The 24,052-nt window shown below is 55.7% G+C and carries 18 protein-coding genes; 8 read left to right on the top strand and 10 right to left on the bottom strand.

Annotation, left to right across the window (positions count from 1 at the left end):
• Positions 1–146 precede the first annotated feature (146 nt).
• Together tnpA and DBV39_RS03325 are read left to right on the top strand one after the other, a co-directional pair.
• The gene (tnpA, locus tag DBV39_RS03330) at positions 147–575 is read left to right on the top strand and encodes an IS200/IS605 family transposase (protein WP_108619982.1); all 429 of its coding nucleotides are present in this window, start codon (positions 147–149) and stop codon (positions 573–575) included.
• A gap of 751 nt (positions 576–1,326) precedes the next feature.
• Positions 1,327–2,208, top strand: coding sequence for an MraY family glycosyltransferase (locus DBV39_RS03325; protein WP_159078770.1), 882 nt, complete (start codon positions 1,327–1,329; stop codon positions 2,206–2,208).
• Here the strand turns inward: DBV39_RS03325 and DBV39_RS03320 are convergent.
• The 6 genes from DBV39_RS03320 to DBV39_RS19390 form a co-directional block, all read right to left on the bottom strand.
• A complete protein-coding gene (locus DBV39_RS03320) occupies positions 2,173–2,796 on the bottom strand; it encodes a nitroreductase family protein (RefSeq protein WP_108620347.1) in 624 nt (207 codons plus the stop codon). The two genes, DBV39_RS03325 and DBV39_RS03320, sit on opposite strands and share 36 nt — an antisense overlap.
• 275 nt (positions 2,797–3,071) lie before the next feature.
• Positions 3,072–3,278, bottom strand: coding sequence for a cold-shock protein (locus DBV39_RS03315; protein ID WP_108623065.1), 207 nt, complete (start codon positions 3,276–3,278; stop codon positions 3,072–3,074).
• A gap of 384 nt (positions 3,279–3,662) precedes the next feature.
• Entirely contained in the window at positions 3,663–6,029 is a 2,367-nt protein-coding gene (locus DBV39_RS03310; RefSeq protein ID WP_108620346.1) for a polysaccharide biosynthesis tyrosine autokinase, read from the bottom strand.
• A 26-nt stretch (positions 6,030–6,055) separates the two neighbouring features.
• Positions 6,056–7,351: a polysaccharide biosynthesis/export family protein gene (locus DBV39_RS03305; protein WP_108620345.1), complete on the bottom strand. Its 1,296-nt coding sequence runs from the start codon at positions 7,349–7,351 to the stop codon at positions 6,056–6,058.
• Positions 7,348–7,788 carry an arsenate reductase/protein-tyrosine-phosphatase family protein gene (locus DBV39_RS03300; RefSeq protein ID WP_159078769.1) on the bottom strand — a complete coding sequence of 147 codons (441 nt, stop codon included), beginning with the start codon at positions 7,786–7,788 and terminating at the stop codon, positions 7,348–7,350. Before DBV39_RS03300 ends, DBV39_RS03305 begins: the two co-directional genes overlap by 4 nt.
• 862 nt (positions 7,789–8,650) lie before the next feature.
• Complete coding sequence (locus DBV39_RS19390) at positions 8,651–8,824, bottom strand: hypothetical protein (RefSeq protein WP_159078768.1); 174 nt, start codon at positions 8,822–8,824, stop codon at positions 8,651–8,653.
• Here DBV39_RS19390 and DBV39_RS03295 point away from each other — a divergent pair.
• Both DBV39_RS03295 and DBV39_RS03290 read left to right on the top strand, forming a co-directional pair.
• Entirely contained in the window at positions 8,823–9,371 is a 549-nt protein-coding gene (locus DBV39_RS03295; RefSeq protein ID WP_108620343.1) for a sugar transferase, read from the top strand. The genes DBV39_RS19390 and DBV39_RS03295 overlap by 2 nt on opposite strands.
• A 15-nt stretch (positions 9,372–9,386) precedes the next feature.
• Positions 9,387–11,405 (top strand): polysaccharide biosynthesis protein, encoded by a 2,019-nt coding sequence (locus tag DBV39_RS03290; RefSeq protein ID WP_322348736.1) that lies wholly within the window; start codon positions 9,387–9,389, stop codon positions 11,403–11,405.
• 188 nt (positions 11,406–11,593) lie between these two features.
• Here the strand turns inward: DBV39_RS03290 and DBV39_RS03285 are convergent, their stop codons facing one another.
• From DBV39_RS03285 to DBV39_RS03270, 4 genes are all read right to left on the bottom strand, one after another.
• The gene (locus tag DBV39_RS03285) at positions 11,594–14,791 is read right to left on the bottom strand and encodes an efflux RND transporter permease subunit (protein WP_108620342.1); all 3,198 of its coding nucleotides are present in this window, start codon (positions 14,789–14,791) and stop codon (positions 11,594–11,596) included.
• Positions 14,792–14,906: 115 nt separating this feature from the next.
• Positions 14,907–16,202: an efflux RND transporter periplasmic adaptor subunit gene (locus DBV39_RS03280; RefSeq protein WP_108620341.1), complete on the bottom strand. Its 1,296-nt coding sequence runs from the start codon at positions 16,200–16,202 to the stop codon at positions 14,907–14,909.
• Complete coding sequence (locus DBV39_RS03275; protein WP_108620340.1) at positions 16,199–17,758, bottom strand: efflux transporter outer membrane subunit; 1,560 nt, start codon at positions 17,756–17,758, stop codon at positions 16,199–16,201. Before DBV39_RS03275 ends, DBV39_RS03280 begins: the two co-directional genes overlap by 4 nt.
• 571 nt (positions 17,759–18,329) lie before the next feature.
• Positions 18,330–19,238, bottom strand: a complete 909-nt coding sequence (locus tag DBV39_RS03270) for an NAD(P)-dependent oxidoreductase (RefSeq protein ID WP_108620339.1) — start codon at positions 19,236–19,238, stop codon at positions 18,330–18,332.
• Between the two features lie 350 nt (positions 19,239–19,588).
• On the opposite strand from DBV39_RS03270, the gene leuE reads away from it, so the two are divergent.
• The 4 genes from leuE (at position 19,589) to DBV39_RS03245 (ending at position 24,051) form a co-directional block, all read left to right on the top strand.
• Positions 19,589–20,308, top strand: coding sequence for a leucine efflux protein LeuE (gene leuE, locus DBV39_RS03265; RefSeq protein ID WP_108620338.1), 720 nt, complete (start codon positions 19,589–19,591; stop codon positions 20,306–20,308).
• Between the two features lie 185 nt (positions 20,309–20,493).
• Positions 20,494–21,546 (top strand): cation diffusion facilitator family transporter, encoded by a 1,053-nt coding sequence (locus DBV39_RS03260; RefSeq protein ID WP_227870795.1) that lies wholly within the window; start codon positions 20,494–20,496, stop codon positions 21,544–21,546.
• Between the two features lie 44 nt (positions 21,547–21,590).
• Positions 21,591–22,856, top strand: a complete 1,266-nt coding sequence (locus DBV39_RS03255) for a CaiB/BaiF CoA transferase family protein (RefSeq protein ID WP_108620337.1) — start codon at positions 21,591–21,593, stop codon at positions 22,854–22,856.
• 259 nt (positions 22,857–23,115) lie between these two features.
• Positions 23,116–24,051 (top strand): hydroxymethylglutaryl-CoA lyase, encoded by a 936-nt coding sequence (locus tag DBV39_RS03245; protein ID WP_108620335.1) that lies wholly within the window; start codon positions 23,116–23,118, stop codon positions 24,049–24,051.
• The last annotated feature ends 1 nt before the right edge of the window (position 24,052 follow it).

Genomic DNA, 24,052 nt, shown 5'->3' with positions numbered 1-24,052 from the left:
ATCTCCCCAAAACTACCTTTGTTAAACAAACATGGGAAATCCCCCGGCTATGCCGGGGTGGCAGTAGAAGTTTGACATTTAGGGGAGTCCATCGATGAAACTATCCGAGTGAGCCGCCAAGCACACTCGAGAAAAGGAGTTTCACGATGGACGAGTATGAAAGCCTAAGCCATAGCCGTTGGGAGTGCAAATACCATGTGGTGTTTATTCCCAAGTGTCGAAGAAAGACGTTGTATGTCAGTTTGAGAAAGCACCTGGGTGAGGTGTTCAGGCAGTTAGCCCGTCGTAGGGAGAGCGAGATTCTGGAGGGTCACCTGATGCCAGATCATGTACACATGCTGATCGCAATTCCGCCAAAGTACGCGGTCTCTCAGGTGGTTGGGTACATAAAGGGCAAAAGTGCGATTCACATTGCCCGGGTGTATGGAGAGAGGAGGCGAAACTTTGTCGGGCAGCACTTTTGGGCCAGAGGGTATTTTGTTTCGACGGTTGGGCGTGACGAAGAGGTCATTCGGCGTTACATCCAGGACCAGGAAAAAGAGGACTCTCGATTGGAGCAATTGAATCTGCTCTGAATCTGGCCACCGAACGGTGGCACAAGACACGGAGCCGCGTTAGCGTCTCCGGATAGCCGCTTTGAGCGGCTCACAAATGAAGGCCCCCGGCTTTGCCGGGGGATTGTTACTATGCTCCCACGGAACTGCCATAGTGATTTCTCAATTTAAGATCTACACTCTGTCGAATTAAATATCTCCTTACATGTCATGCTACCCGGTCCAGGCACCAGTTTCCGCAAAGACGGGCGGCTGAGCAATTCGCCGTTTGTGTCATCGTGATGTCAGTTTGAAGTGATCCAATTCTTGCATGAACGCCTCAGGGCTCGAACCGAGTAAGGTGACCGGCTACGAACGCCATTGTTACAGAAGCAAGTCCGGTGCGCTAACTTATTCTTACCATTATCATGGTATTTTAAATTAGTAACAAATAATTCAAAGCAGAGTGCCGTACCTCACTCCCGGGCTGAATACACTTTAATCAAGGCACTATCCATCTGAGGATAGTGCTTATCCAGAAACATCATCCATGGTCTCGTTAACGAACTCCATCCAAATGGTATTACCGGCTACCGCAGGAGTATCGCTTCTAGTCGCTTTGCTTGTTGTGGTAACTCACCGCTGGCATGGATCGCTGACAGCTGACCATGCAACAGGTATCCAGAAAGTTCATCACGGCGCTACACCTCGAGTAGGCGGGCTGGGTATTTTCTTTGGATATCTCGCGGCTGCGCTGATTTTGACGAACATTTACTCACAATACCAACTAACAGTGTGGGAATTATTGATTGCGTCAGGCCCGGCCCTGCTGTTTGGACTGGCAGAAGACCTCACCAAGCGGGTCGGAACCAAAGAGCGGCTGCTCGCGACCATGTTCAGCGGTGTCGTCGCCTGGTATCTAACCGGCTACGCCCTGTTCCGTGTCGATGTACCCGGCGTCGATATACTTTTGTCCTATACCCTTGTAGCTGTTTTATTTACCGCGTTCGCAATCGGAGGGGTTGCCAACGCAATCAACATGATTGACGGTTTCAACGGACTGGCCTCTGGAACTGTTCTGGTCTGTCTCGGTGCCATGGGGGTGATGGCATGGCAGGTTAATGATGAAGAAGTCCTGATGCTCATTCTGATCATAGGCGCGGCTACGCTTGGTTTTTTTGTGGTGAATTTTCCCTTTGGACGGCTGTTCCTTGGCGATGGCGGAGCCTATGCACTGGGCTTCATGGTTGCCTGGATGGCGGTCATGCTGTCAGCCAGGCACCCTGAACACATCAGCCCATGGGCTCCGCTGCTAGCCTGTGCCTACCCGATTCTGGAGGCTGTTTTCTCGATGGGCAGACGCGCGATGCGTGGCCTGGCAATCGATCAGCCTGACCGCACGCACCTGCACAGCCTGGTATATCGCCGCGTGATCCCACGTTTCTTTAAAACACAGAACCAGGCACTACGCAATGCCGCCGTCTCACCTTTCATGTGGGCTTTTGCATGTTTGCCGGCACTGCTGTCCATCCTTTTTATGAGCAGCACAATCGCCTGTATTGCCGGTCTACTGTTCGCGGCGCTGGTGTACGCGCATATTTATGCGCGCTTGAGCCACTTCAGGTGGACACCAGCCCGATTACGCTTTCGGAGCCGTCCATCGCGTCAAGATTGACTTGCCAGGAGTGCGTGTTGCTGGGGTCGGGGTAAAAGCGGGAGTCCCAACGGCCAGAAATCCCACAAATCTGTAGTCAAGCGTATCAAAGCCCAGCATGGTTGGTACCTCTTCGGTGAAGGTACCGAGCCCCGTGCTCCAGAATGAGGCATACCCCATGGCATGCATGGCATTCTGAAAATTCATGACTGCTGCCCCCATGGAAAGTGTCTGCTCAAGCTCAGGCACCTTGGGATTGTCGTGGTGAATCTGATACGCCATGGCAACCAGCAAAGGCACACCTTTGAGCCATTCGCGGGTCTTGACCTGCTTTTCCGGGGCCATAGGTCTACCTGCTTTCGCAACAGCCTCAATCGCGCGCTCACCTAACTCAACGATATCGGGTTGCTCGATCATGGCAAATCGCCACACCCGAAGTGCGGCATGATCAGGTGCTCTGACGGCGGCTTCGAGCGCAAGCTCGATCTGATCACGAGAAGGCCCCGGCGCCACAACAGACTTCACGGAACGTCTGGATGTCAGCACTCTGATCACGTCGCTATCACTCGCGGGTTGCGCTTGAACTTGGGCTTGATGTTGCGCTTGCATTTCGATCTTGTCCTACCTGGTCCGGTTTGATGGTCGCAGTCGCGGCCCGCTCAACAGTTTGTATTCCACTCGCATCCTAACAACTCTGTCCCTAAACGCAACAAAGCCCACACTGATGAGTTAGTGTGGGCCTGGGAGTCGGTCACAGAGTACCAGTTACACGACATCCTTCAACTGAACCACCCCATGGCTAAAGCCAGGGGCTTGCGCTCATAGTTGGTCATACAACTCACGGGACCAGTCTGCATGCACTGATCCCGTACTGATCAAGACGATTAGTCGATGATCTGAATGTTCGTTGCGCTCGGACCCTTGGCGCCCTGACCAATCTCGAAGCTGACTTTCTGGTTCTCCTGCAGGGATTTGTAACCGTCTGCACGGATTTCTGAGTAGTGAGCGAACAGATCCTTACCACCACCATCGGGCATGATGAATCCGTAACCTTTTTCAGAATTGAACCACTTAACGACACCAGTTGCCATGATAAAAACTTCCTTGATAATAGAAATAAAAGCAGCATTACGCTTGGATGCCAGACGATCAAGGAAGGGATAAGGACAACTGAAAGCGCACAGGGCGACACTCAAAATCACAACCACGTCGCTTGAAAATCTTGCTGTTTTAGTGTATTCGCGCGAATCTTCTGCGTCAAATAATTTCTGTTGCTTTTTTCCATCTTGCAGCAGGAGCGCAACCACTTCGGGATAGAAATACACCTGCCAGTGGCATTATCAAAAACACGACATCAGACGCGCAAAAACAAGGCGAGGAAAACACCGCAACGAAGCTGCAGTGGATTCCCTCGACAAAGATCAAAATGTATCAACGCGTATCAACGACTTCGCGGACAATGGCTCAATAATGGCCTATCGACCATCCTTCGAATCATCAGCGGAATCATAATAACGACCATAGCGCCCATATGTCGCATACTTGCCATAACGGCCCGCATATTTTCGATAACCGTAGCCATAGCCGTATCCGTAGCGGATACGTGACGGCACAAACCCGTTGAATACAAGACCATCAAAACGATTGCCGACCTTACTGAAAACATCAATCGCGTCTTGTACCTCAGACAGACTGACAGCATCCTGGCGGGCCACAAACAGCGAGATATCAGCCACTTTCCCGAGTGAGCGGGCGTCATGCACGGGAAGCAGAGGTGGCGAATCAATCAGCACATAATCGTATCGCTCGGCCATTCGATTAATCAATTCCAGAATCGGCTCGCCCGCAAGCAGATCACCGGGGTTACGAACGCGAGAACCTGTTGGCAGGAAATCCAGACTCTCAAGCAGGTCAGGCATCACAACGTCATCAACCGACGCGGGTTCTCCCGCTCGCGACGACTTGAGCAAATCGGTCAGACCGGGTGCCTTCGGATCGAAGTTCAAGTATCGCCGCATGGATGACTTGCGAATATCGGCGTCGATCAGCAACACCTTCTTGCCCGTGGCACAAAGCAGGTAAGCCAGGTTGGCGCTGATAAAGCTCTTGCCTTGCGATGGAACGGCGGAGGTAATCAGGACCACTTTCGAACGCGGCTTCTCGGACAGGGCAAAAATGAGTGCCGTTCGCAAGCTGCGCAGCGCTTCAGCCCCTGCCCCGTCCGGCTGCTCATGTGCCAGCATGAAAGGTCTGTTGTCGTTCTCCAGGACCTGCTTCATCTGCTCACCATCGAGCGGCATGATGGAGAGTGTCGAAATGCCGGTTTCGAGCTCGAGCTTCTTGGGATCCCGCACGACCTTGGTCATGAATGCAACGACCTGGGTGAGCAGAAACCCGAGAAACATACCCGCCATCGTCCCGACCGCAACGATCATCGACTTGCTAGGCTTGGTTGGCGATTGGGGCACAACCGCCCGGTCAATAATGGCGACGTTACCCACCGTGCCGGCTCTGGCAATTTCAAACTGCTGCGTCGTGTTCAGTAACCCAAGATATAGCTCATTGCTGACCTCGACGTTTCTCGCCAGGCGAATGTAATCCTGCTGCACCGCCGGCAACTTGCTGATGCGGCTGGAGATTTCCTCTGCATCGCTGTTCAGACCAGTAATCTGCGAATCCAGGGCCCTCATGACCGGGTGACTCGGATCATAGCGAATCGCCAACTCCCTGCGCTTGAGGTCCGCCTGCATCTGCTGCGTTTCGATGTCGGCAGACCGCGTCAAAAGCTCCTGCAACTCAAACGTCATGTCGACAGTGCGTGTCCTGGTGCGAAATTCATTGAGTGCCTGTTCAGACAAGTCAAGCTGCTCTCGCAGACGCGGGAGCTCTCCTTTAAGGAACTGCAGTGTTTTTTCTGCTTCAGCCGAGCGACGCTCCAGATTCTGCCGCAGATATGCATCTGCGATCGTGTTGAGCATCAATGCGGCATACTGCGGATCCGGACTTTCATATGTCATTCGAATCAAGCTTGACTGACGACCTGACTCGGCCACACTCAATCCCCCTGTCGCTCTGCGAATCTCATTCTGCAAGGACAGCACGACAACTCTGAACACCGTGCCTGGGCGAGCCTGGAACGGGCCGAGCTCAATCTGAAATTGACCGTTTAGAGCGGACAGTTGCTGGCCGCTGCCCTGTCCCTTCAAAAGTAACTCACCGGTCTCCTCAACGCTGAGCGCCCATGATCTACCCTCTCCTATCTCCAGAAGCAAAGCTTTCCCGTACAAATGATCAGGAACCCGGATATTGTTGACCTGAAGTTTTTCTCCGCCCCAGGCGAACTGCAAAGCGTCCGTCATCGGGATGACAAGACCATTCTCGTCCTTATCCAGAACGCGCGACAGCCATTCACCGATGACAGGGATACGATTCTGAACACTGACATCCACGTTTGCGTTGAGAGATTCAACCGCCTGACCAATTACCGATCGCGAACGAATGATTTCAATTTCGCCCACAATTGGAGAAGTTGGCGCAAATAGCGATGTCGCCCCATCGCCAAGACCGCTAAAGAGCGATGAACCCTTTTTCTCCTCGATCTGTATCAGTGCATCAGCTGTGTAAATCGGTGTCGCGATAATCGCATAGCCAAGTGACAGCGCCCCCGCGATCAGCGTGACGATGATGAAGTACCACTTGTAATACAGAAAATTGTCGAGCAGGTCCACCAGGGAGATGGTGTCATCATCCTGAATCACAGCCCCTCCGTTGGGATGACCCTGCGGGTAACTCACCGGCGCGTTGGAAGACCCAGAACTCGACGAAGTATTCGATGCACTCATATCGCTAAATTATCCGGTTCAGACCGTCAGAACGGGCTGATGTTGTTCGCAGTGTTCGTGGCACTCAGGATCGGGAAGAACTGACCGATGAATCGACCAATAACCGTCGGTCCGGTCGGGTTCACGAAGATCACGTCGCGCGGAAGAATCGGGAACTGGTCCGCGAGTACCAGCATCTGCGGCTCTCTCGAACTCAGTTTGAACACGACTGGCTTGCGGGCCCCTTCAGTCGGGGAGCTGGCATCCGGGTCAGCCCTGAGCACATAGATTTCCGAGGCTGCCGCACTGAAAGGACTCACGCCGCCAGCGTCAGCAAGCACCTCAGTGAGTGACATCCTGCCGCGGCGCATGACATAAGACCTGGCCTGATTGGCTCCAACCGAGTTGCCGACCTCACCGAGCATGAAGATCTTGCGTTGCAGGCGGTCAGGAACTGACAGTACGTCGCCTGCGTGAAGCAGCACGTTCACATCCATGTCGCCGTCGTAGTAAAGCCCGTCAAGATTCAAACGGACTGACTCATCCCCACGCGTAAGCTTGACATCGTACAGGTCCGCATTATTGGTTGCGCCACCTGCTTGTGCAATGGCGTCAGTGATCCGCAGCGGCTGATCGGTGATCTCCAGTGCGCCAGGCGACTTGACTTCACCTGCGAGAAATACTCGCTGGCTTCTGAAGCCTGCCACGTCAACCTCAACCTGCGGATCGGCGATGTACTGACTCAGTGCGCGGGACAGTCGGTCGCGGAACTCGCTCACAGTCAAGCCAGCAGCACGAATGTTGCCAACCATTGGGAAATAGATGTTGCCGCTGGAGTCAATCGTACGGCCGGCCGGAGTGCTCGCGATGTTGTTGGCCGATACGCTACTCGTGGCCGGTGTCAGATCCGGATGTCCCCAGACAAAAATGCGCAAGGTGTCCTGAGGGCCCAGACGATAGGGATAACTCGCGACCTTGGGTTCGGGAAGCGTCCCTTGAATTGCAACAGAGTCCGCATCGGCCTGCTCGACCAGACGACGCACCAGCAACGGGGTGACCTGAAGCAGCGTGTAGTCCATCTGAGCAGGCTCTTGCTCGGTCTGCAGCACTTCGGGTTGCCGCTCATACGAAGCAAACATGCCCGGCACGACTGCGCAACCGGAAACAAGCAACCCGGCTGTTGCAGCCAGAAAGAGTCCTTTAATGGGTGTCAGTAGATGCCTGCAGTTCTGGCGGCTGCTGTTCTGGTTGCGGCATTTGTTGAACGCCGTCTCACAATCATTATTCCTGCCGCTGCATGACAGACTCGCGGGCACTTCTTTGCAATCCTCATGCATGCTCATGTAACAAAACCCATTTCAATCATCTTTTTGGCCCACTGACCTGCCAGGACCGTCATGCGATCCACAGATTTTTCATATGTTGCTATCGAACGTCCGACCGGATCGTCGACCTCGGACTGCCCATCCCACTGTCCGAAGAGCCTGGCTCTTCCCAGGACCGCCGGGTTCAAAGATTGAACTGACGCAAGATGGTCCCTCTCCATGCACAGTAACAGCTGATAACGATTCGTGTGGGAAGGCAACAACGCGCGAGAGCGATGCTGCAGAATCTCGTCATACCCCCGTTCAAGCATCAACTCGATCATGGACGAATCGGCCGGGTTTCCTTCTACGGCTCGCGTGCCCGCAGACTCCACCAGCACGTTGTAATCTTGCAACTCTTTCTGTAGCAAAACCTGTGCTGCGGGACTCCTGCAAATATTCGCCGTGCATATCACCAAGACTCGGAATGTGCCGGAATCCACCTCAACAACCGCCTGAAAGAAAGAGTTCAAAAAATATAACGCTGTGCACGCCCTGATCCTGAGATTCCTGCAAAATTCTGTCGCACGCTGGCAACCGGCAATCCGTTCACAAAAAACCGAATTACGCCCGACAGAACGTGGCAGATGACTGACAGTCTGCTCTCATTCGAACCACTGGAATTGACCAAAGACAATCCCTGCTCTTTGCCCGTATCAGGAGGTCGCAGCTGGTCTCGCCTGCGCTACTGTAACCTACTTTTCTATAGCACTCACTCGAGGTTTTTCCTGAGTTACACATGCGACCGGTGAATACCAGACATCATCTCAAAAAACTGCGAATCGAGCAGTCAGACATACAACAAACCCTCATAAATACTCACACAACGTAGCCACCGCAAGGTCAGAACCAGAACGACACTGGCGCAAACCGGTGTGATCCGGATCTGGTGCTGGCTTTGGCGACACATGTGATTGTCTGCAGCACTCTGACAAGTCCGTCCACACGAGTCACTCACCCGCCCCGCGCTCCCGCCCCACGCTCCCGATCCACCGACCCTCATCTGGTCAATGCCGGGCATCAGCGCTCACGCGTATTAACCATGACCATGATTGGCCTGCGAACTATTCTCAGCGCCCCTCTAATATCTGTCCTTATTAAATATATCTTAAAATTGCATTTGTGATCTGTTTGACCGAACATCTTGTAGCGCCATGGCCTGAACAGAACCTGACCAGGCCCCAGGCGAGATATCCAGGCCTCAAGCCTGTCAGGCCTGTCGTCTTCGCTGGTGGCCGAGAAGTGTTAACTCCTGGTTCATACCGCAACGGTACGGCGCTACACTACGCCAGTCGGACACTTGAGCCGTCCTTGTCCTTCGGAATCGGCTTGCTGGTTCGAGACATGTTCCCTTGCCAGCGTGCATTTCAGTGCCAACCCCAGAGAAATCGTGACTTCGACTGACACTTCACCGCACAGCATCAAGCCGATAACGACCAGCAAACGGGTCATGGATATCATCCTCGCCCTGATGGCAGGCTCCATTCTCATTCTTCCGATGTGCATCATCGCCCTGCTTGTGCGGCTGACATCGCCAGGACCTGCGCTCTACTGGAGCGACCGGATCGGCGCCAGCAACCGGATCTTCCGGATGCCGAAGTTTCGAAGCATGCGCACTGACACCCCTGTGGTCGCAACCCATCTGCTAACCCGGCCTGATGCCTACGTGACACGGGTCGGTGCGTTCATACGTCGCACCAGTCTGGACGAACTTCCCCAGTTATGGAACATTCTCAAGGGTGACATGAGCTTTGTGGGGCCTCGTCCAGCGCTCTACAACCAGTACGATCTCATCGAGATGCGTACCGAGAAGAACGTGCACTTACTCTTGCCTGGACTAACAGGCTGGGCGCAGATCAATGGTCGCGACGAACTCGATCTGCCTGCCAAGGTTGCTTTTGATGCCGAGTATCTGACGCACAGGTCAGTCCTGTTCGATATCCGGATTCTCTGGCTGACCTTCGTCCAGGCACTTGGTGGCAAGGGTGTTTCTCACTAAAGCGGGAGAGATTTTTTGAGGTTTCAGTATTTCAAGATGCTGGCAGATCCCGTTCTGGCCATGCCGCGATTCGCCAAACGATCCATCGCCCTGCTTGTTGATGTCTGCCTGTGCGTACTGACGGTCTGGCTGGCGTTTTTTCTGCGTCTGGACTACTGGGTCCCGATCGTAAGCGATCAGTTCTGGGAGGCAGATATCGCTGCGCTGATTTCGATCATTCTTGCGCTCCCGATATTTGTCCGATACGGCTTCTACCGTGTCATTTTCCGGCACTCCGAACTGACTGCTGCCCACACTATCGTGCGCGCCATGGCGGTATACGGTTTGCTATATTTCACGGCCATCACGGTCATCGGCTTCACCGGCATTCCGCGAACAGTCGGTGTGATGCAACCCATCTTGCTGTTGCTGGCCATTGGTGCATCACGCGCCCTCGCCGCTTTCTGGCTTGGCGGTGCCTACCGGGCAATCCTGCGACAGTCCAAACGACCTGGTGTTCTCATATACGGGGCAGGCTACGCCGGCCGACAACTGGCAGCGGCCATGCACAACAGTGCCGAGATGCAGATCATCGGTTATCTTGACGACGACCCCCACCTGCAGCGCCAGGTTCTCAACGGTTTACCGATCTACGATCCGCAGGATTTGCCGCTGCTCGTGGAGACCAAAGGGGTTCAAAGTGTTCTGCTGGCACTTCCCTCCATCAACCGCTCCCGTCGCAATGCCATCATCAGCAAGATCCAGCAAGCTCGCGTCGCGGTTCACTCGCTACCGAGCATGAGTGCACTGGCGCAGGGAAAGGTCTCGCTGGCAGATTTGCTCGAACTGGACATTGATGATCTGCTCGGTCGAGAGTCAGTCTCGCCCAATCCGCTCCTGCTGGCACGCAATATCCAGGGCAAGACAGTAATGGTGACTGGCGCAGGCGGATCGATCGGTAGCGAGATATGCCGGCAGATCATGAAACACTCACCCAGGCGACTGCTGCTGGTCGAGGCGAGCGAATTTGCACTGTACGCCATCCACTCAGAGCTTGAATCCACCTGGCTCTCTGAACCACAGAACCTGGCGAGCCTTGAAGATGGCACTGAGGATCAGAAGAGTTCCCCACTCATTCCGTTAATCGGAAATGTACAGGACACGGGCAGGATGCGCGTGTTGCTGTCCACCTGGATGCCGCAAACAATCTACCACGCCGCTGCTTACAAGCACGTTCCACTGGTCGAGCACAATCCAGCTGAAGGTATCAAGAACAATACCTGTGGCACGCTCACTGTGGCCGAACTTGCAATGCAATACAGCGTGTCAGATTTTGTGCTGGTGAGTACAGACAAAGCTGTGCGACCCACCAACATCATGGGTGCGAGCAAGCGTCTGGCGGAGATGGTGCTGCAGGCACTGGCCGAATCCAGCCCCGATACCAGCAAGACACGCTTTACCATGGTGCGATTTGGCAACGTCCTGGGTTCTTCTGGTTCTGTTGTGCCCAAATTCCGGCAGCAGATCCGCGATGGCGGCCCTGTGACTGTGACGCATGGCGAAATGACGCGCTACTTCATGACGATTCCTGAAGCCGCACAACTGGTGATTCAGGCAGGAGCCATGGCCCAGGGGGGAGACGTATTTGTGCTCGACATGGGTGAACCCGTCAAAATCATTGATCTCGCCCGCAGGATGATCGAACTGTCAGGATTGACGGTACGCGATGAGAGCAACCCTGATGGCGACATCGAGATTGAGGTCACCGGTTTGCGACCGGGAGAGAAACTCTACGAGGAACTCCTGATCGGACACAATCCAAAAGGTACCAGCCACCCGCGAATCATGCGTGCACAGGAGGACTATCTGGAGTGGTCAGAACTGAAGCCTTTGCTCGCAGAGCTCTTGGTCGCCTCGAATAACAACGAGATTGGCAAGGTCAAACTCATGCTCCAGAAACTGGTGTCCGGATATTCCCCGTGCGCAGACATCGTTGACTGGATCCACCTGGAGCAGGATAGCCACCACGGACAAGCGCTAAATGACACGCACTAAGTGACACGCACAGTCACGCAACATCCAGACAAAACTGACCCGGTCCAGTAGCCCGAAGGCTTTAACCCAAGGACAGGGCATACTTGCAATCTACGATCCGTAAACGGCGACGACAAACCAATCATTCCTCTACCCTTAACCTGCATCCCTGGCGTCTGACCACGGAGATGAAGGAAAGGGATCCGCAATCACGACTTGTCTAGCGCCTTCGCTTCCTGCAACTCTACAAGATCGCCATCATCCTCGTCATCCTCTTCATCCTTGTTCGGATTACCTCCGAGCCAGGTCATGATCTTGACGTAGAAAACCGGCACAATCGCCACCGCCAGTGTCGTGGACGCAATCATGCCGCTAAACACTGTCAAACCGATCGAGAAGCGTGAAGCCGCACCTGCACCCGAAGCAGTCAGCAGTGGGACCACCCCCAGAATGAAGGCAATCGAGGTCATGACGATCGGTCTGAACCGCTCGTGAGAAGCATGCAGAGCAGAGTCGACCAGGTTCATGCCGGCCCTTCTTGCCTCCAGTGCCACCTCGACAATCAGGATGGCGTTCTTCGCTGAGAGCGCAATCATCAGGACAAGACCGATCTGCACGTAGATGTTGTTATCCAGACCCGTGAGTGTCAGCGCAATCACAATGCCAGACAGTGCCAGGGGCACGGCACTCAACACAGCCAGCGGTGCTGCCCAGGACTCGTACTGGCCTGCCAGCACCAGATAGACCAGCAGGATCGAGAGCGCGAACACAATGATCTGGGTGTACCCGACCAGGCGTTCCTGATATGACATGCCAGTCCACTGAAACTCGACTCCCTCTGGCAGGCTGTCTGTTGCAAGCTGATTCAACGCGCTGAGCGCCTGACCTGAACTCACACCCGGTGCTGCAGCGCCGTTGATCGAGGCCGTGGGAAACAGGTTGTACTGCGACACGATGGACGGACCGAGTGTTTCCTTGATCTCGATAAACGAACCCAGTGGAACCATTTCACCGGAGCGACTGCGAACGTACAGCCTCTGGATATGGGACATATCAGCACGAAACACGCCATCGGCCTGCACATAGACCTGGTAGGTCTGTCCAAACTTGAAGAACTGGTTGACGTAAGACGAACCAAGGTAAGAGCTCAGCACATCATATGCATCGCCAATGTTCACACCAAGCGTCTCCGCCCTCGCAGAATTGAAACTGATCTCGAGTTGTGGAATGTTGTTATCAAACGTCGTGAAGGCCGTCATGACTTCAGGCAGCTGATTGGCTTGCGCCAGAAATTCGTTAGTGGCAGCCTGGAGTTTCTCGAAACTGTTGCTGCCATCAGTCAGCAAGATCTGCATGCTAAAGCCACCCGAGGCTCCCAGGCCCGGAATGGCCGGCGGGAGTACAACCCGGGCGCTTGCACTCTGAATCTGTGACAAGGCAGCCGACAAACTACTGTAAATCGAACGCAAATCCTCGTTCTTGGTCTTGCCCCGCTCCTCCCAGGGCTTCAAAATCACGTACATGGCACCGGCACTGGCCGACGACGAGTTGCTGTCCAGCACACTGACTCCGCCAATGGATACCACGTCCTGAACGCCAGGCACCTTCTGTATCGTCTGACGAATCTCGTCCATGGCTTGCTGCGTCCGTTCAAGCGAAGCAGCCCTTGGCAATTGAACGGTTGTAATCAGGTAACCCTGGTCTTCGTTAGGAATGAACCCGGTCGGAACTTTGGCCAGTCCATAGACGGATGCACCAATGATCACAAGGCCGACCAAGGCAGTCAGGTTGCTGTGCTTCATGAGCGAAGCCATCATGCGCGAATAGCGGCTGGCGAGCGCTTCGAATCCCCTGTCAAATGTCCTGGCAAATCGCCCTTTAGGCTTGGGCGTCTCGCCTTTCTTGAGCGGCTTGATGAACTCCCCGGACTGGGCGGGACTCAGACTGATCGCACAAATGCCCGAAAGCAGCGCGGTGATTGCGATCACGAGTGCAAATTGCCGGTACATCTGGCCAGTAATGCCGGAAATAAAGGCGGCTGGCAGAAACACAGCCATCAACACCAGGGTGATCCCGATAATCGGCCCCATGAGTTCACCCATGGCTTCGATAGCCGCGCGTTTGGGACGCATGCCCGCTTCCACCCTCTTGGCAACACCCTCGACCACAACAATCGAGTCATCCACCACGATACCAATCACGACCACGATAGCAAACAGCGTCAGCAGGTTGATCGAAAAACCGAGCGCGGCCATGCCGGCAAATGCACCAATGATCGTGACTGGAATGGTCACCGCCGGCACCAGCGTGATACGCCAGTTCTGCAGGAAAACCATGATCACCAGCAACACCAGCAAGCCTGCCTCGAACAGCGTCATGTAGACCTCATCGATCGAGGCCTTGACGAACACTGTCGTATCAAATGGAATGTCCCACTCGATGTCGGCCGGGAATGTTTTGGCGATGTTCTCCATTTCTGCGCGTACGGCTTCAGAGACGGCAAGCGCGTTGGCATCAGGCTGCTGGAAAATGGCAATACCACCAGCCGGCTTCTCGTTCAGGTTGAAGAACTGGTTGTAGTTCTGGCTGCCCATCTCGATACGGGCAACATCTTTAAGGCGAGTGATCTCGCCGTCACTGTCGGCCTTGAGCACAATCTCGCCAAACTGTTCAGGCGTATCCATGGCGCTTGCCACGTTCACCGTGAACTGAAACGCCTGCCCGGCTGGCACCGGTGGCGCACCAATCTGCCCCGCCGAGAGCAACACGTTCTGTTTGTTGATGGCCTGCATCACCTGGTCCGGAGCCAGCCCGCGCTCTTTCATCAACGCAGGATTGAGCCATACTCGCATACTGTAATTGCCCACCCCGAAAACGTTCGCTGCGGCCACACCGGGAATACGCGCCAGCCGTTCCTGCATCTGCAAGTTGGCAAAGTTGCTTAGGAACAGGGCGTCCCGGGTGTCGTCACGAGAGGTGACGGTCACGAACATCAGAATGGCCGTTGACTGGGTCTTGGTCGTGACGCCAAGCTGCTGGACCGCCTGCGGCAGCATCGGCAACGCAATGGCAACACGGTTTTGCACGTTGACCTGCGCCATATCAGGATCGGTTCCTACATCAAAGGTCACCGTCAGAGAATAGGTGCCCGCATCGGTGGAATAGGACTGCATGTAAAGCATCCCGTCCACTCCGTTGACCTGGTTCTCGATATTGCTGCCAACCAGCTGTTGAATCAGCTTGGCGTTTGCCCCCGGCCAGCTGGTCGTCACCTGAATCGTTGGCGGTGTCATCTGCGGATACTGGGCAACCGGCAACCCGAAAATGGAAACGGCCCCGATCAGCACAATGATGATGCCGATGACGTTACTTAGAATCGGGCGTTCGATGAATGTCTTGGATAACATAGCGGGAAGTCCGGTCAGCGATCAGCGGTCAGCCGAATTTAAAATCGGTGAATAGCACGTGCGGACATTTCGTGCGTCCGTGCTATGCACGCAGCTTGTTCAGTACGCGGGTACATTAACCGTGCCCCGGCAACTTCGCCGGTTCAAGCTTGCCCTCCTGCGGCTCCACCGTCTGCCCCACACTCAGCGTGACAAAGCCGTTGATGACCACCTTGTCGGTTGCAGCCAGGCCTTTGGTGACTTCGACCAGCGAGTCGTAGCGCTGCCCGATCGTCACATCCTTGCGCTCGACTTTGTTGTCAGCGTCAAGAAGCAGCACGTACGTCCCCTGCTGGTCGCGCTGGACCGCATCATAGGGCACGAGCAATGCATCACGAGACTGACCATAATTGATCAGCACATTGGCATACAGTCCTGGGACAATGGCGTTGTCGGCATTCTCGAATACCGCCCGCAACTGCAGGGCACCAGTCTGCACATCGAGGTTACTGGCCGCGTAGTCCAGCACACCGACGTAGGGATAACCGCTCTGGCCTTGCAGTTGAGCATAGACGGGCAGTTTGCCCACCAGGTCGGCCGCTTTGGTGCCGCCCTGATTGCGACGCTGAAAATTCAGCACTTCCATTTCGTTCATGGAAAAGTAGAGATAGACGGGCTTGATCTGACGGATATCGGCAAGCTTGATGCCCTGCTGGCTGCTACCAAGGTAATTGCCGACATCAATGAGGTGACGGCTCACGACACCATCAAACGGTGCTCTCACCTCGGTGTATCCAAGATTGATGTTGGCAAGAGCCAGACTGGCCTGCGCCTGTTGCAACTCTGATCGCGCCCGGTCAACAGCGGCCTGCGACGTGGCCTTCTGGGCCAGCAAGGTGGTCTGACGATCGAACTCGATCTTGGCCTCGTCATAGATCGCCTGATTGAGCGCCACCTGTTCCTTGTACTGATCCTGCTCAATAACAAACAGCAGATCGCCCTTGCTGACCTGCGTTCCATCTTTGTACAAAATCTCCGTCAAAAAACCTGGCACCCGGGCTTCCAGACTCACCGTGTTCATGGCCGCCGCAGTGGCGTCAAATGTTGCATACCCTTGCACTTGCTGCTGCACCGGAGTGGCCCAGGTCACGTGGGCGACCGGTCTTGGAGGAGTTTCCTGCTTCTCGCAGGCTGCCAGAGACAGGCCACCCAAAATGGCGCAACCGGCCACGAACCAGCGCTGGAACTGTCGTCTGACCTGAGTGCCGTAGCCCTGGCCAGACACCGACTGGCCGCACGCCACAGCGCCAGTTGCCTTCGCAGCGGCACACGTTGCCTTGTCATCTGGTGGTACGCACGTCCTTTCAGCCATCATTTCACCCGTTGGTTCAATTGCAATATGGGAAGCACTCGAGCGCCAGTACATGGTCATGGTTTCAATCCGGGAGTCTGAACAAGATGCGGCGTGTCCGGCTGGCTCAATGCCTCGCCCCAGTCGGTTCGCTGCGACATCTGGGCGATCATTTCGTTGGGCAGAGCTGGCACACGCATGTCGTCAGCCCAGCCCCCGCCCAGTGCCTTGAAAGCCTGTACGTAACCGAGCAAGGTATCTGTCTTGGACTGCACATAATCACTTTGCACACTCAGCAACGTCTGCTGAGCCACGATGACCGTGTTGTAGTCACTTTGTCCTGATTCATAAAGATCGACAGCCAGCCTGGCGGCCTCTCTGGACGCGGCAAGCGCCCGGGCCAGGTCCTCGGTGGAGCTGAGCGACGTGGCGATCTGGACCAGTGCGTTCTCCACCTCGGCCTGGGCCTGCAGCACCACATTCTGGTAATTCAGGACAGCCTGCTGAAACGAGGCATCCTGGACTCTGACCTGATCTACCAGCGCGCCACGATAGAAGAGCGGAAAGTAAAACGCTGCACCGCCGCTAAGATTGCTGCCATCGAACTTGAACGTCGATCCGCCCTGGTAAGAAACCGATGCGTTCAAGTAACTGAACATACCGTTCAACGAGAAAGACGGGTACAACTGAGCTTGCTGCACGCCGATCAGGGCAGACTGAGAGGCCGCCTGATACTCGGCGACCAGCACATCGGGTCGCCGGCGCAGCAGATCACGCGGAATCCCCACGTTCAATGCCTTGGGCGTCGTCATTTGCTCGCGCTTCTGTTCCTTGTCAAACAGCCCCTGAAAGTACCCTGGAGGCTTGCCTAGCAACACGCTCAACGCATTCTGCAATTGCTCTTTCTGACCGTTCAGGCGTGGCAACTGGGCCAGCGTCTGCTGATAGCGCGCCCGTGCCTGGCTCAGTGCCAGCAATGAAGTCGAACCAGCCTGGTAGCGTGCATCGGCTATCCGCAGGCTTTCGCCCTGCAAGGCCAGGTTCTGGCGTGCAACCCGGATCAACTCCTCGGTGTTTCGCAGATTGATATAGGTACTTGCCACGGTCGATGCAAGCGAGACATCGGCAGCGTAATAGGAGGCAATGGTTGCGTTGTAGCCTGCGAGACTGCTCTCGATACCACGGCGAAACTTGCCCCAGAAGTCCAGCTCCCAGTTCGCCTGCACCCCCAGCTGATAGAGAGTTGCGCTGTCGGAACTCGTCCCTTGACCCGCGGCACCAACAGTGGGCAACAGCCCGGCGTCGCTGATACCAAGCTGGGCCCGGGCCTGATAGACCCGCACTGCAGCAGATTGCAGGTCCAGATTCTGAGAAGTGGCAAGCTCAAGCAGTCTGATCAGCGTCGGATCACCAAACGACTGCCACCAGGTCACCGGGTTGATCTGCTCGCTGCGAATCATCTCGACAGCCTCGGCAAATCGCTCCCTGGATCGCTCTTCCCATGCAGGATTGACATCCGCAACTGGTTTCTCGAAATCCGGGCCGACCATGCAACCGGCAAGCAAAAGGGCTGCCAGACTACTAGCGGTCAATTGAAGGGATCGCTTCACGATCTCTGGCGTGCGGGGGACTGTCATAGGATTCCAAACAAACGGTGAGACGACTGAAGTCACGATCGATCAATCGCTCAGAAACAAGACAAAAGACTGACAAACGACATGACTGAACCGGATGGACCGGGCAGCCTGGTCCAGGCATGATGTGAAGATCATCTTGACCAGGAACTGTAGGTACCAAGCTCATGGCTCCCTGCAGTCACGCTTGCAGTCACGCCTGCACCCACGACTCGTCACCCGAAACTCGTCACCCGACACAGCTACGACTCTGCGAACTTCCACTGGCGCCTGTCAATCCCTACCCGTTACGAACTGTTACCACCCATAAAAGTACCTGAAACAAATGGGCTAATAAAGCAATAAATCACACCTGGGTGGCAACGCAGTCGCCACCCAGGACACTACCACTGCTCCTGCCCAGCCGCGTCCCCCATGGACCGCACACGTGCCCAGGCTCTATGCGCTGCGCCGATGCATGCAATCTCACCCACACGAATGATGCTCAGAAGCGACATTGTGTCGGTCCGCGTGCGTCAGTCAAACCAATCCTGTGTCTGCTGGTTGCAATGGCGCAGACCTCGCACCAGGAAACTCAGCGACTGACCCGTCTCGTGTGCGCAAGCGCAGCCTGAACCAGTTTGTCACTGGCCTCCGGTGTGCGAAACGCCGAATGTGCCGACAGAGTGACGTTTTCCAGACGTGTCAGCGGGTGCTCAGCCGGTAACGGCTCGGTCTCGTAGACGTCCAGACCGGCGTGTGCGATCTTGCCAGACTCGAGTGCCTGGATCATCGCCTCTTCATCAACCACTGCCCCGCGAGCGGTATTCACAAACAACACGCCATCACGCATCTTCTCAAAGCAGGCCGCATCAATCATGCCGCGGGTTTCGTCATTGAGCAGGAGGTGGATCGACACAACATGGCTTTGTGCCAACACCTGGTCCAGCGGCAAAAACTCGACACCCTCGGACGTTTTAGGCGATCGGTTCCAGGCAATCACGCGCATGCCGACACCCCGCCCTAGCCGGGCCATCTCTGCACCGATACCACCGAATCCGATCAGGCCCAGCGTCTTGCCAGTCAGTTCAACGCCATCTGTTCTTGGCCAGCCTCCGGCCCGAACGCCGCGGTCCATGCGAGTGAAGCTTTTGGCGGCGTCCCACATCAAGCCAAACGCGCACTCGGCCACCGCTGTGTCACCATAGCCCTTGATGATGTGAACTTGAATGCCGACCTCGGCCAGTTCTTCCGGGTCCATGTAGGAGCGTGCTCCAGTCCCCATGAACACCACATGACGAAGGTTCGGACACTGACTCGCGATGTCTGTTGGCAGTGATGTGTGATCCACCCAGATGACATCGGCATCACCGACCACTGCCGGGATTTCATCTGGCGTGATATCTGGATTGCGATTGACCGAGATAGGCATGTCATCGTTCAGACGGAGTCGCTCGGTCACGTCACCCAGACTCTCACTCGCATCAATGAATACAGCTTTCACGTGTTATCCCCCGCTTGTCATGGATCGAATGTGGCCCATCATGCTCGAATCTTCTGTTTCAAGTCAAGGACCATGACCATCCGTTGTTTAAAGCCTGGGCATTGAACGTCAGGAATGACTCGATAATCTGCACAGTCCCGGTCACACGAAGTGCGCTGTAGAACCAACCCTCACGCCGAAATGCAAACTGGCCGCATCCACCACGTGATTCTCGTGACTGCAACGACCTTCGCCTCTACAATATTCACCCCAATCGACAAAAGTCGTTCCGGTTGTCATTTCGTTGTTTGCTATGTCGCTTCTTCCACTGGCAGTTCCTGATCTGCGCGCTCCGTGAGTGAACACCCATCATGTACGGCATTACTGATCCGCTGACTTTTTTAATTGGCACTATCTTTGTCGTGCTGCTACCCGGTCCAAACTCCATGTTCGTGTTGACGGTGGCCTCCATGCGCGGTGTCGGGCAAGGTTACCGTGCCGCGTGCGGCGTATTTGTCGGGGACACCATCCTGATGAGCCTTGCGGCGATGGGAGCAGCTTCTGTTCTCTACGCAAACCCGATTCTGTTCATGATCCTGAAGTACGCCGGCGCCGCCTACCTTGGTTACATTGGCATTGGCTTGCTGAGGGCAGCCTGGCGACACTGGCGAGACCCGCGTCAGACCGGTGCCCAGGTCAGGCAAGGCGACCCGGATCTGGGCGGTTCGGGCGAACACACGAAAGCCAGCCATCGCGAAAAGAAAGGACTGCCTCACCACATGCAGCGCCCATTTCAGCGTGCCCTGCTGGTTAGCCTGATCAATCCGAAAGCCATTTTCTTCTTTCTGTCGTTTTTCGTCCAGTTCGTCGATACACGCTACGCACACCCCGGCCTGACATTTTTTGTGCTCGGTCTGATTGTTCAGGCTTGCAGCTTTCTCTACTTGTCTGCGCTAATCTTCGCAGGATCGCATCTGGCGTATCTCGTACGTAGCCACCCTCGGGTGAGCGCGCTCGCCTCGGCATCGGTTGGAGGCCTTTTTCTGGCATTCGGCATTCGCCTGGCCGGCGCATCGATCAAGGCCGTGTGACTGCAACAATTCACTGATACCCTGATCGCCACGTTGCTGTTCAATCGCGCCGGGCCATGAAGCCCGAAACGCAGCCATGGTTAAACCAGAGGGACAGACAAGTAGAATTCGGCCATGAACAATCCTCGCAGACTCCCCCCAATGCCCCAATACCCCTCGATGACCGGCAGGCAACGATCGACACGGTGCGTTCGCGCGATTCTCATGCACCACATGCTTCACATGGATCGCACAGGTCAGTCGCTGCGCAACACAACCCGGGCAGCAATGGACACCGGGATCCACAAGCCACACTTGAACGTGCCGAAGTCGCCCGTCGCACCACCATGGTCAGCGTCTGGGTCAATGTTGTCCTGAGCTTGTTGCAGATCGTTATCGGTTACATGGCACGATCGCAGGCACTGATTGCTGACGGCATTCACTCGCTGTCAGACTTGATGTCGGACTTTGCCGTGTTACTTGCAAACCACCACAGCAAGAAAGCACCTGATACCGACCACCCTTATGGTCATCAACGTTTCGAGACAGCCGCCTCCCTGTTTCTTGGTGGACTGCTACTGGGCGTTGGTGGTGCGATGGTATGGGTCGCAGTCGAACGGGTCATTGACCCGTCCAGTATTCCGACGGTTTCTCCGATCGCACTGGTCATTGCCATCCTGACCCTGGTTTCCAAGGAAAGCCTGTTTCGCTACATGCTCAAAGCCGGCAAGCGAGTCAAGTCGAGCATGATGGTCGCCAATGCCTGGCACGCCCGCTCAGATGCGGCATCGTCTCTGGTTGTTGCGTTTGGCATCATTGGCAATCTGATGGGGTACCCTATTCTGGACCCGATCGCCGCGCTGCTGGTTGGGCTGATGATCGGGCGCATGGGCTGGCGGTTTGGATCTGACTCGTTTCAGGATCTCATGGACCGCGCAGCCAACGAGACTGAAGTTGAGGAAATCATCCGCACGCTGAACGAGACTCCGGGCGTGCTTGGCGTACACGATGTCCGAACACGTAAAATGGGAGACTTGGTACTGGTGGATGCCCACATTGAAGTTGATCGCACGCTCACTGTTGAACAGGGCCACGAGATCGGCGTGTCAGCACGCGCAGCGGTATTGCTGCGACACCGCGTGCTGGACTTGCTGACACATATCGATCCCGTCGATCCGCCCAAAGCGACGCATCCCGCTCAGGCAGAGTCTGTGGTCGAGCCTTCGGACTCAGGCAGCCTGCCGGACTCGACACACTGACCAGCTCATCACGAACCCATCGAATCAAGAAACACCATCTCTAAATGAATCAAGAACGCGCCTCACAGACCCCGTCTTCTTCCAGTGCCACTACGGGCGCTGAAACCACCACCCGTGGCCATCACGCCAGACCACTGGCTGGCCTCAAGGTCATTGAGCTAGGACAGTTGATCGCTGGTCCCTTCGCTGCCAAGATACTTGGTGAGTTCGGGGCCAATGTGATCAAGGTCGAGCCACCCGGAGGCGACCCGCTTCGCAAGTGGCGCTATGTCCATGAGGGCACCTCGGTATGGTGGGCAGCACACGCGCGAAACAAGCGTTCGATGACACTCGATCTGCGTCAACCCGAAGGCCAGGATGTCGTGCGCAAGCTGGTTCAGGAAGCGGACATCCTCATTGAGAACTTCAGGCCAGGCCAGATGGAAAAATGGGGGCTCGGTTATGAGGCCCTGAGCCAGATCAATCCGGGACTGATCATGCTGCGCGTCTCAGGCTACGGCCAGACTGGCCCCTACCGTGACCGGCCAGGGTTCGGTGTGATCGGCGAGGCCATGGGTGGATTGCGCTACCTGAGTGGCGAGCCTGGACGCCCACCAGTACGCGTGGGTGTCTCCATTGGTGACACACTCTCGGGTCTGCATGGTGTAATCGGCATTCTGATGGCTCTGCGCCATCGTGAGCAACAAGGCGGCCTGGGGCAGGAGATCGATGTCGCCCTGTATGAATCTGTTTTCAACATGATGGAAAGCCTGCTCCCCGAATACTCCAAGTTTGGAGCCGTGCGCCAGCCATCGGGCGCCAGCATGCCGGGCATCGCCCCGACCAATGCCTACTTGTGCAAGGATGGCAAGTACGCACTGATTGCCGGCAATGGTGACAGCATTTTCAAGCGTCTGATGAATCTGATCGGCCGCGCTGATCTGGCTGAAGACCCGGCGCTCGCAGACAATCAGGGCCGTGCGGCGCAGGCTGACATGCTTGACGAGGCCATTTCGGCCTGGTCCTCGCAACGTGGACTCGACGAAGTTCTGCAAGCGTTGAACAATGCCGGTGTGCCAGGCGGCAAGAGCTATGATGCGGCCGACATCGCCAGTGATCCACACTACCGGGCCCGTGACATGATCCTGAGCACCGAGCTGCCAGACGGCTCCGCGGTCGAAGTACCGGGGATCGTCCCAAAACTTTCGCGTACGCCGGGTGAGGTCGACCGGCTTGCGCCAACGCTGGGTCAACATACGCAAGAAATTCTGGATGAACTGGGAGTCGACACCCAGACACGTGAAGACTGGAAGTCACGAGACATCATTTAAATGAATCCGTGCAACCCCGCGCAATTCCTTGCCGGGGCAATGCCAGCCAGAACGTCAGACGTTCAAACAATCCGTCTGTTTTACTGTTTTCCTGGCATCCTGCCCGGGCGCGAACCCGTCCGACAAAAACTCGCCTCAAATCCGCGAGTCCCCTCGCAGGCAGCTTCACAAACCACACCACACACACAACGGACGTAGTCACCGCAGATCCGGCAAAATCGATGTGCAACCGCATCAGTCAGAAAAAAGGAGTTACCTGATGAGCAAGCAACGAATCTATCTTCACGACGTCGCCCCCCGAGACGGGTTTCAGAACGAGAAAGTTTTCATTGAAACCCAGGACAAGATTTCGATCATCAATGAACTGAGCGAATGCGGATTCGCCAAGATCGAGGCAACCTCCTTCACGTCCCCCAAGGCTATTCCCGCGTTGCGCGATGCAGAGCAGGTCATGCACGAGATCAAGCGCAAGCCCGGCGTGGAGTACACCGTCTTGATCCCCAACGTGCGCGGTGCCGAGCGGGCGCTAAGCTGTGGCATTGACGAAGCCAACCTGGTGATGTCTGTCAGCGAGACACATAACCGGGCCAACCTGCGCATGACCCGCGAGAAATCGGCTCAGGGCCTGGGGCAGATCATCGAAGCGCTTAAAGGTGCACCCGTGGCTGTGAACGTGTCTCTCTCGACTGTCTTTGGCTGTCCGATGGAAGGCGACATTGCGTCATCCGAGGTATTCCGGTTGATTGGCCACTTTGCGGATCAGGGCATCACCCGGATCTCACTCTGCGACACAACCGGAATGGCGTATCCGAGTCAGGTACGCGAGATTTGCAAGCGTGCCCGTGCAGAATTTCCCGACATCACGTTCACACTGCATTTTCACAACACGCGAGGCTTGGCGCAGGCGAACGTGCTGGCCGCTATTGATACAGGGATCGACCGGTTTGACGCCTCACTCGGTGGACTTGGCGGATGCCCTTACGCACCGGGCGCCAGCGGCAATGCGTGTACAGAAGAAGTGGTTCACATGCTTGAGCTAGAAGGCTTTGACACCGGCATCGACCTGGATCGCCTGCTTGCCGTTTCAGCGCGTCTGCCCGATCTGGTGCAACACGACATACCGAGCCAGATCCTGAAGGCCGGACATCGTCTGACCACCCATCCCGCTCCTGAAGGAATTGCGGACATGGCATGAG

This window comes from Orrella marina (assembly GCF_003058465.1).
Classification (GTDB): Bacteria; Pseudomonadota; Gammaproteobacteria; order Burkholderiales; family Burkholderiaceae_B; genus Algicoccus; species Algicoccus marinus.
Note: the sequence above shows the minus strand (reverse complement) of the source record. Positions and strands in the feature narration are given on the sequence as shown.

Coding starts and splice junctions, on each gene's coding strand:
- tnpA (WP_108619982.1), top strand. CDS start 147: ATGGACGAGTATGAAAGCCTAAGCCATAGCCGTTGGGAGTGCAAATAC.
- DBV39_RS03320 (WP_108620347.1), bottom strand. CDS start 2,796: ATGCAAGCGCAACATCAAGCCCAAGTTCAAGCGCAACCCGCGAGTGAT.
- DBV39_RS03315 (WP_108623065.1), bottom strand. CDS start 3,278: ATGGCAACTGGTGTCGTTAAGTGGTTCAATTCTGAAAAAGGTTACGGA.
- DBV39_RS03310 (WP_108620346.1), bottom strand. CDS start 6,029: ATGAGTGCATCGAATACTTCGTCGAGTTCTGGGTCTTCCAACGCGCCG.
- DBV39_RS03305 (WP_108620345.1), bottom strand. CDS start 7,351: ATGAGCATGCATGAGGATTGCAAAGAAGTGCCCGCGAGTCTGTCATGC.
- DBV39_RS03295 (WP_108620343.1), top strand. CDS start 8,823: ATGGATATCATCCTCGCCCTGATGGCAGGCTCCATTCTCATTCTTCCG.
- DBV39_RS19390 (WP_159078768.1), bottom strand. CDS start 8,824: ATGACCCGTTTGCTGGTCGTTATCGGCTTGATGCTGTGCGGTGAAGTG.
- DBV39_RS03285 (WP_108620342.1), bottom strand. CDS start 14,791: ATGTTATCCAAGACATTCATCGAACGCCCGATTCTAAGTAACGTCATC.
- DBV39_RS03280 (WP_108620341.1), bottom strand. CDS start 16,202: ATGACCATGTACTGGCGCTCGAGTGCTTCCCATATTGCAATTGAACCA.
- DBV39_RS03275 (WP_108620340.1), bottom strand. CDS start 17,758: ATGACAGTCCCCCGCACGCCAGAGATCGTGAAGCGATCCCTTCAATTG.
- leuE (WP_108620338.1), top strand. CDS start 19,589: ATGTACGGCATTACTGATCCGCTGACTTTTTTAATTGGCACTATCTTT.
- DBV39_RS03255 (WP_108620337.1), top strand. CDS start 21,591: ATGAATCAAGAACGCGCCTCACAGACCCCGTCTTCTTCCAGTGCCACT.
- DBV39_RS03245 (WP_108620335.1), top strand. CDS start 23,116: ATGAGCAAGCAACGAATCTATCTTCACGACGTCGCCCCCCGAGACGGG.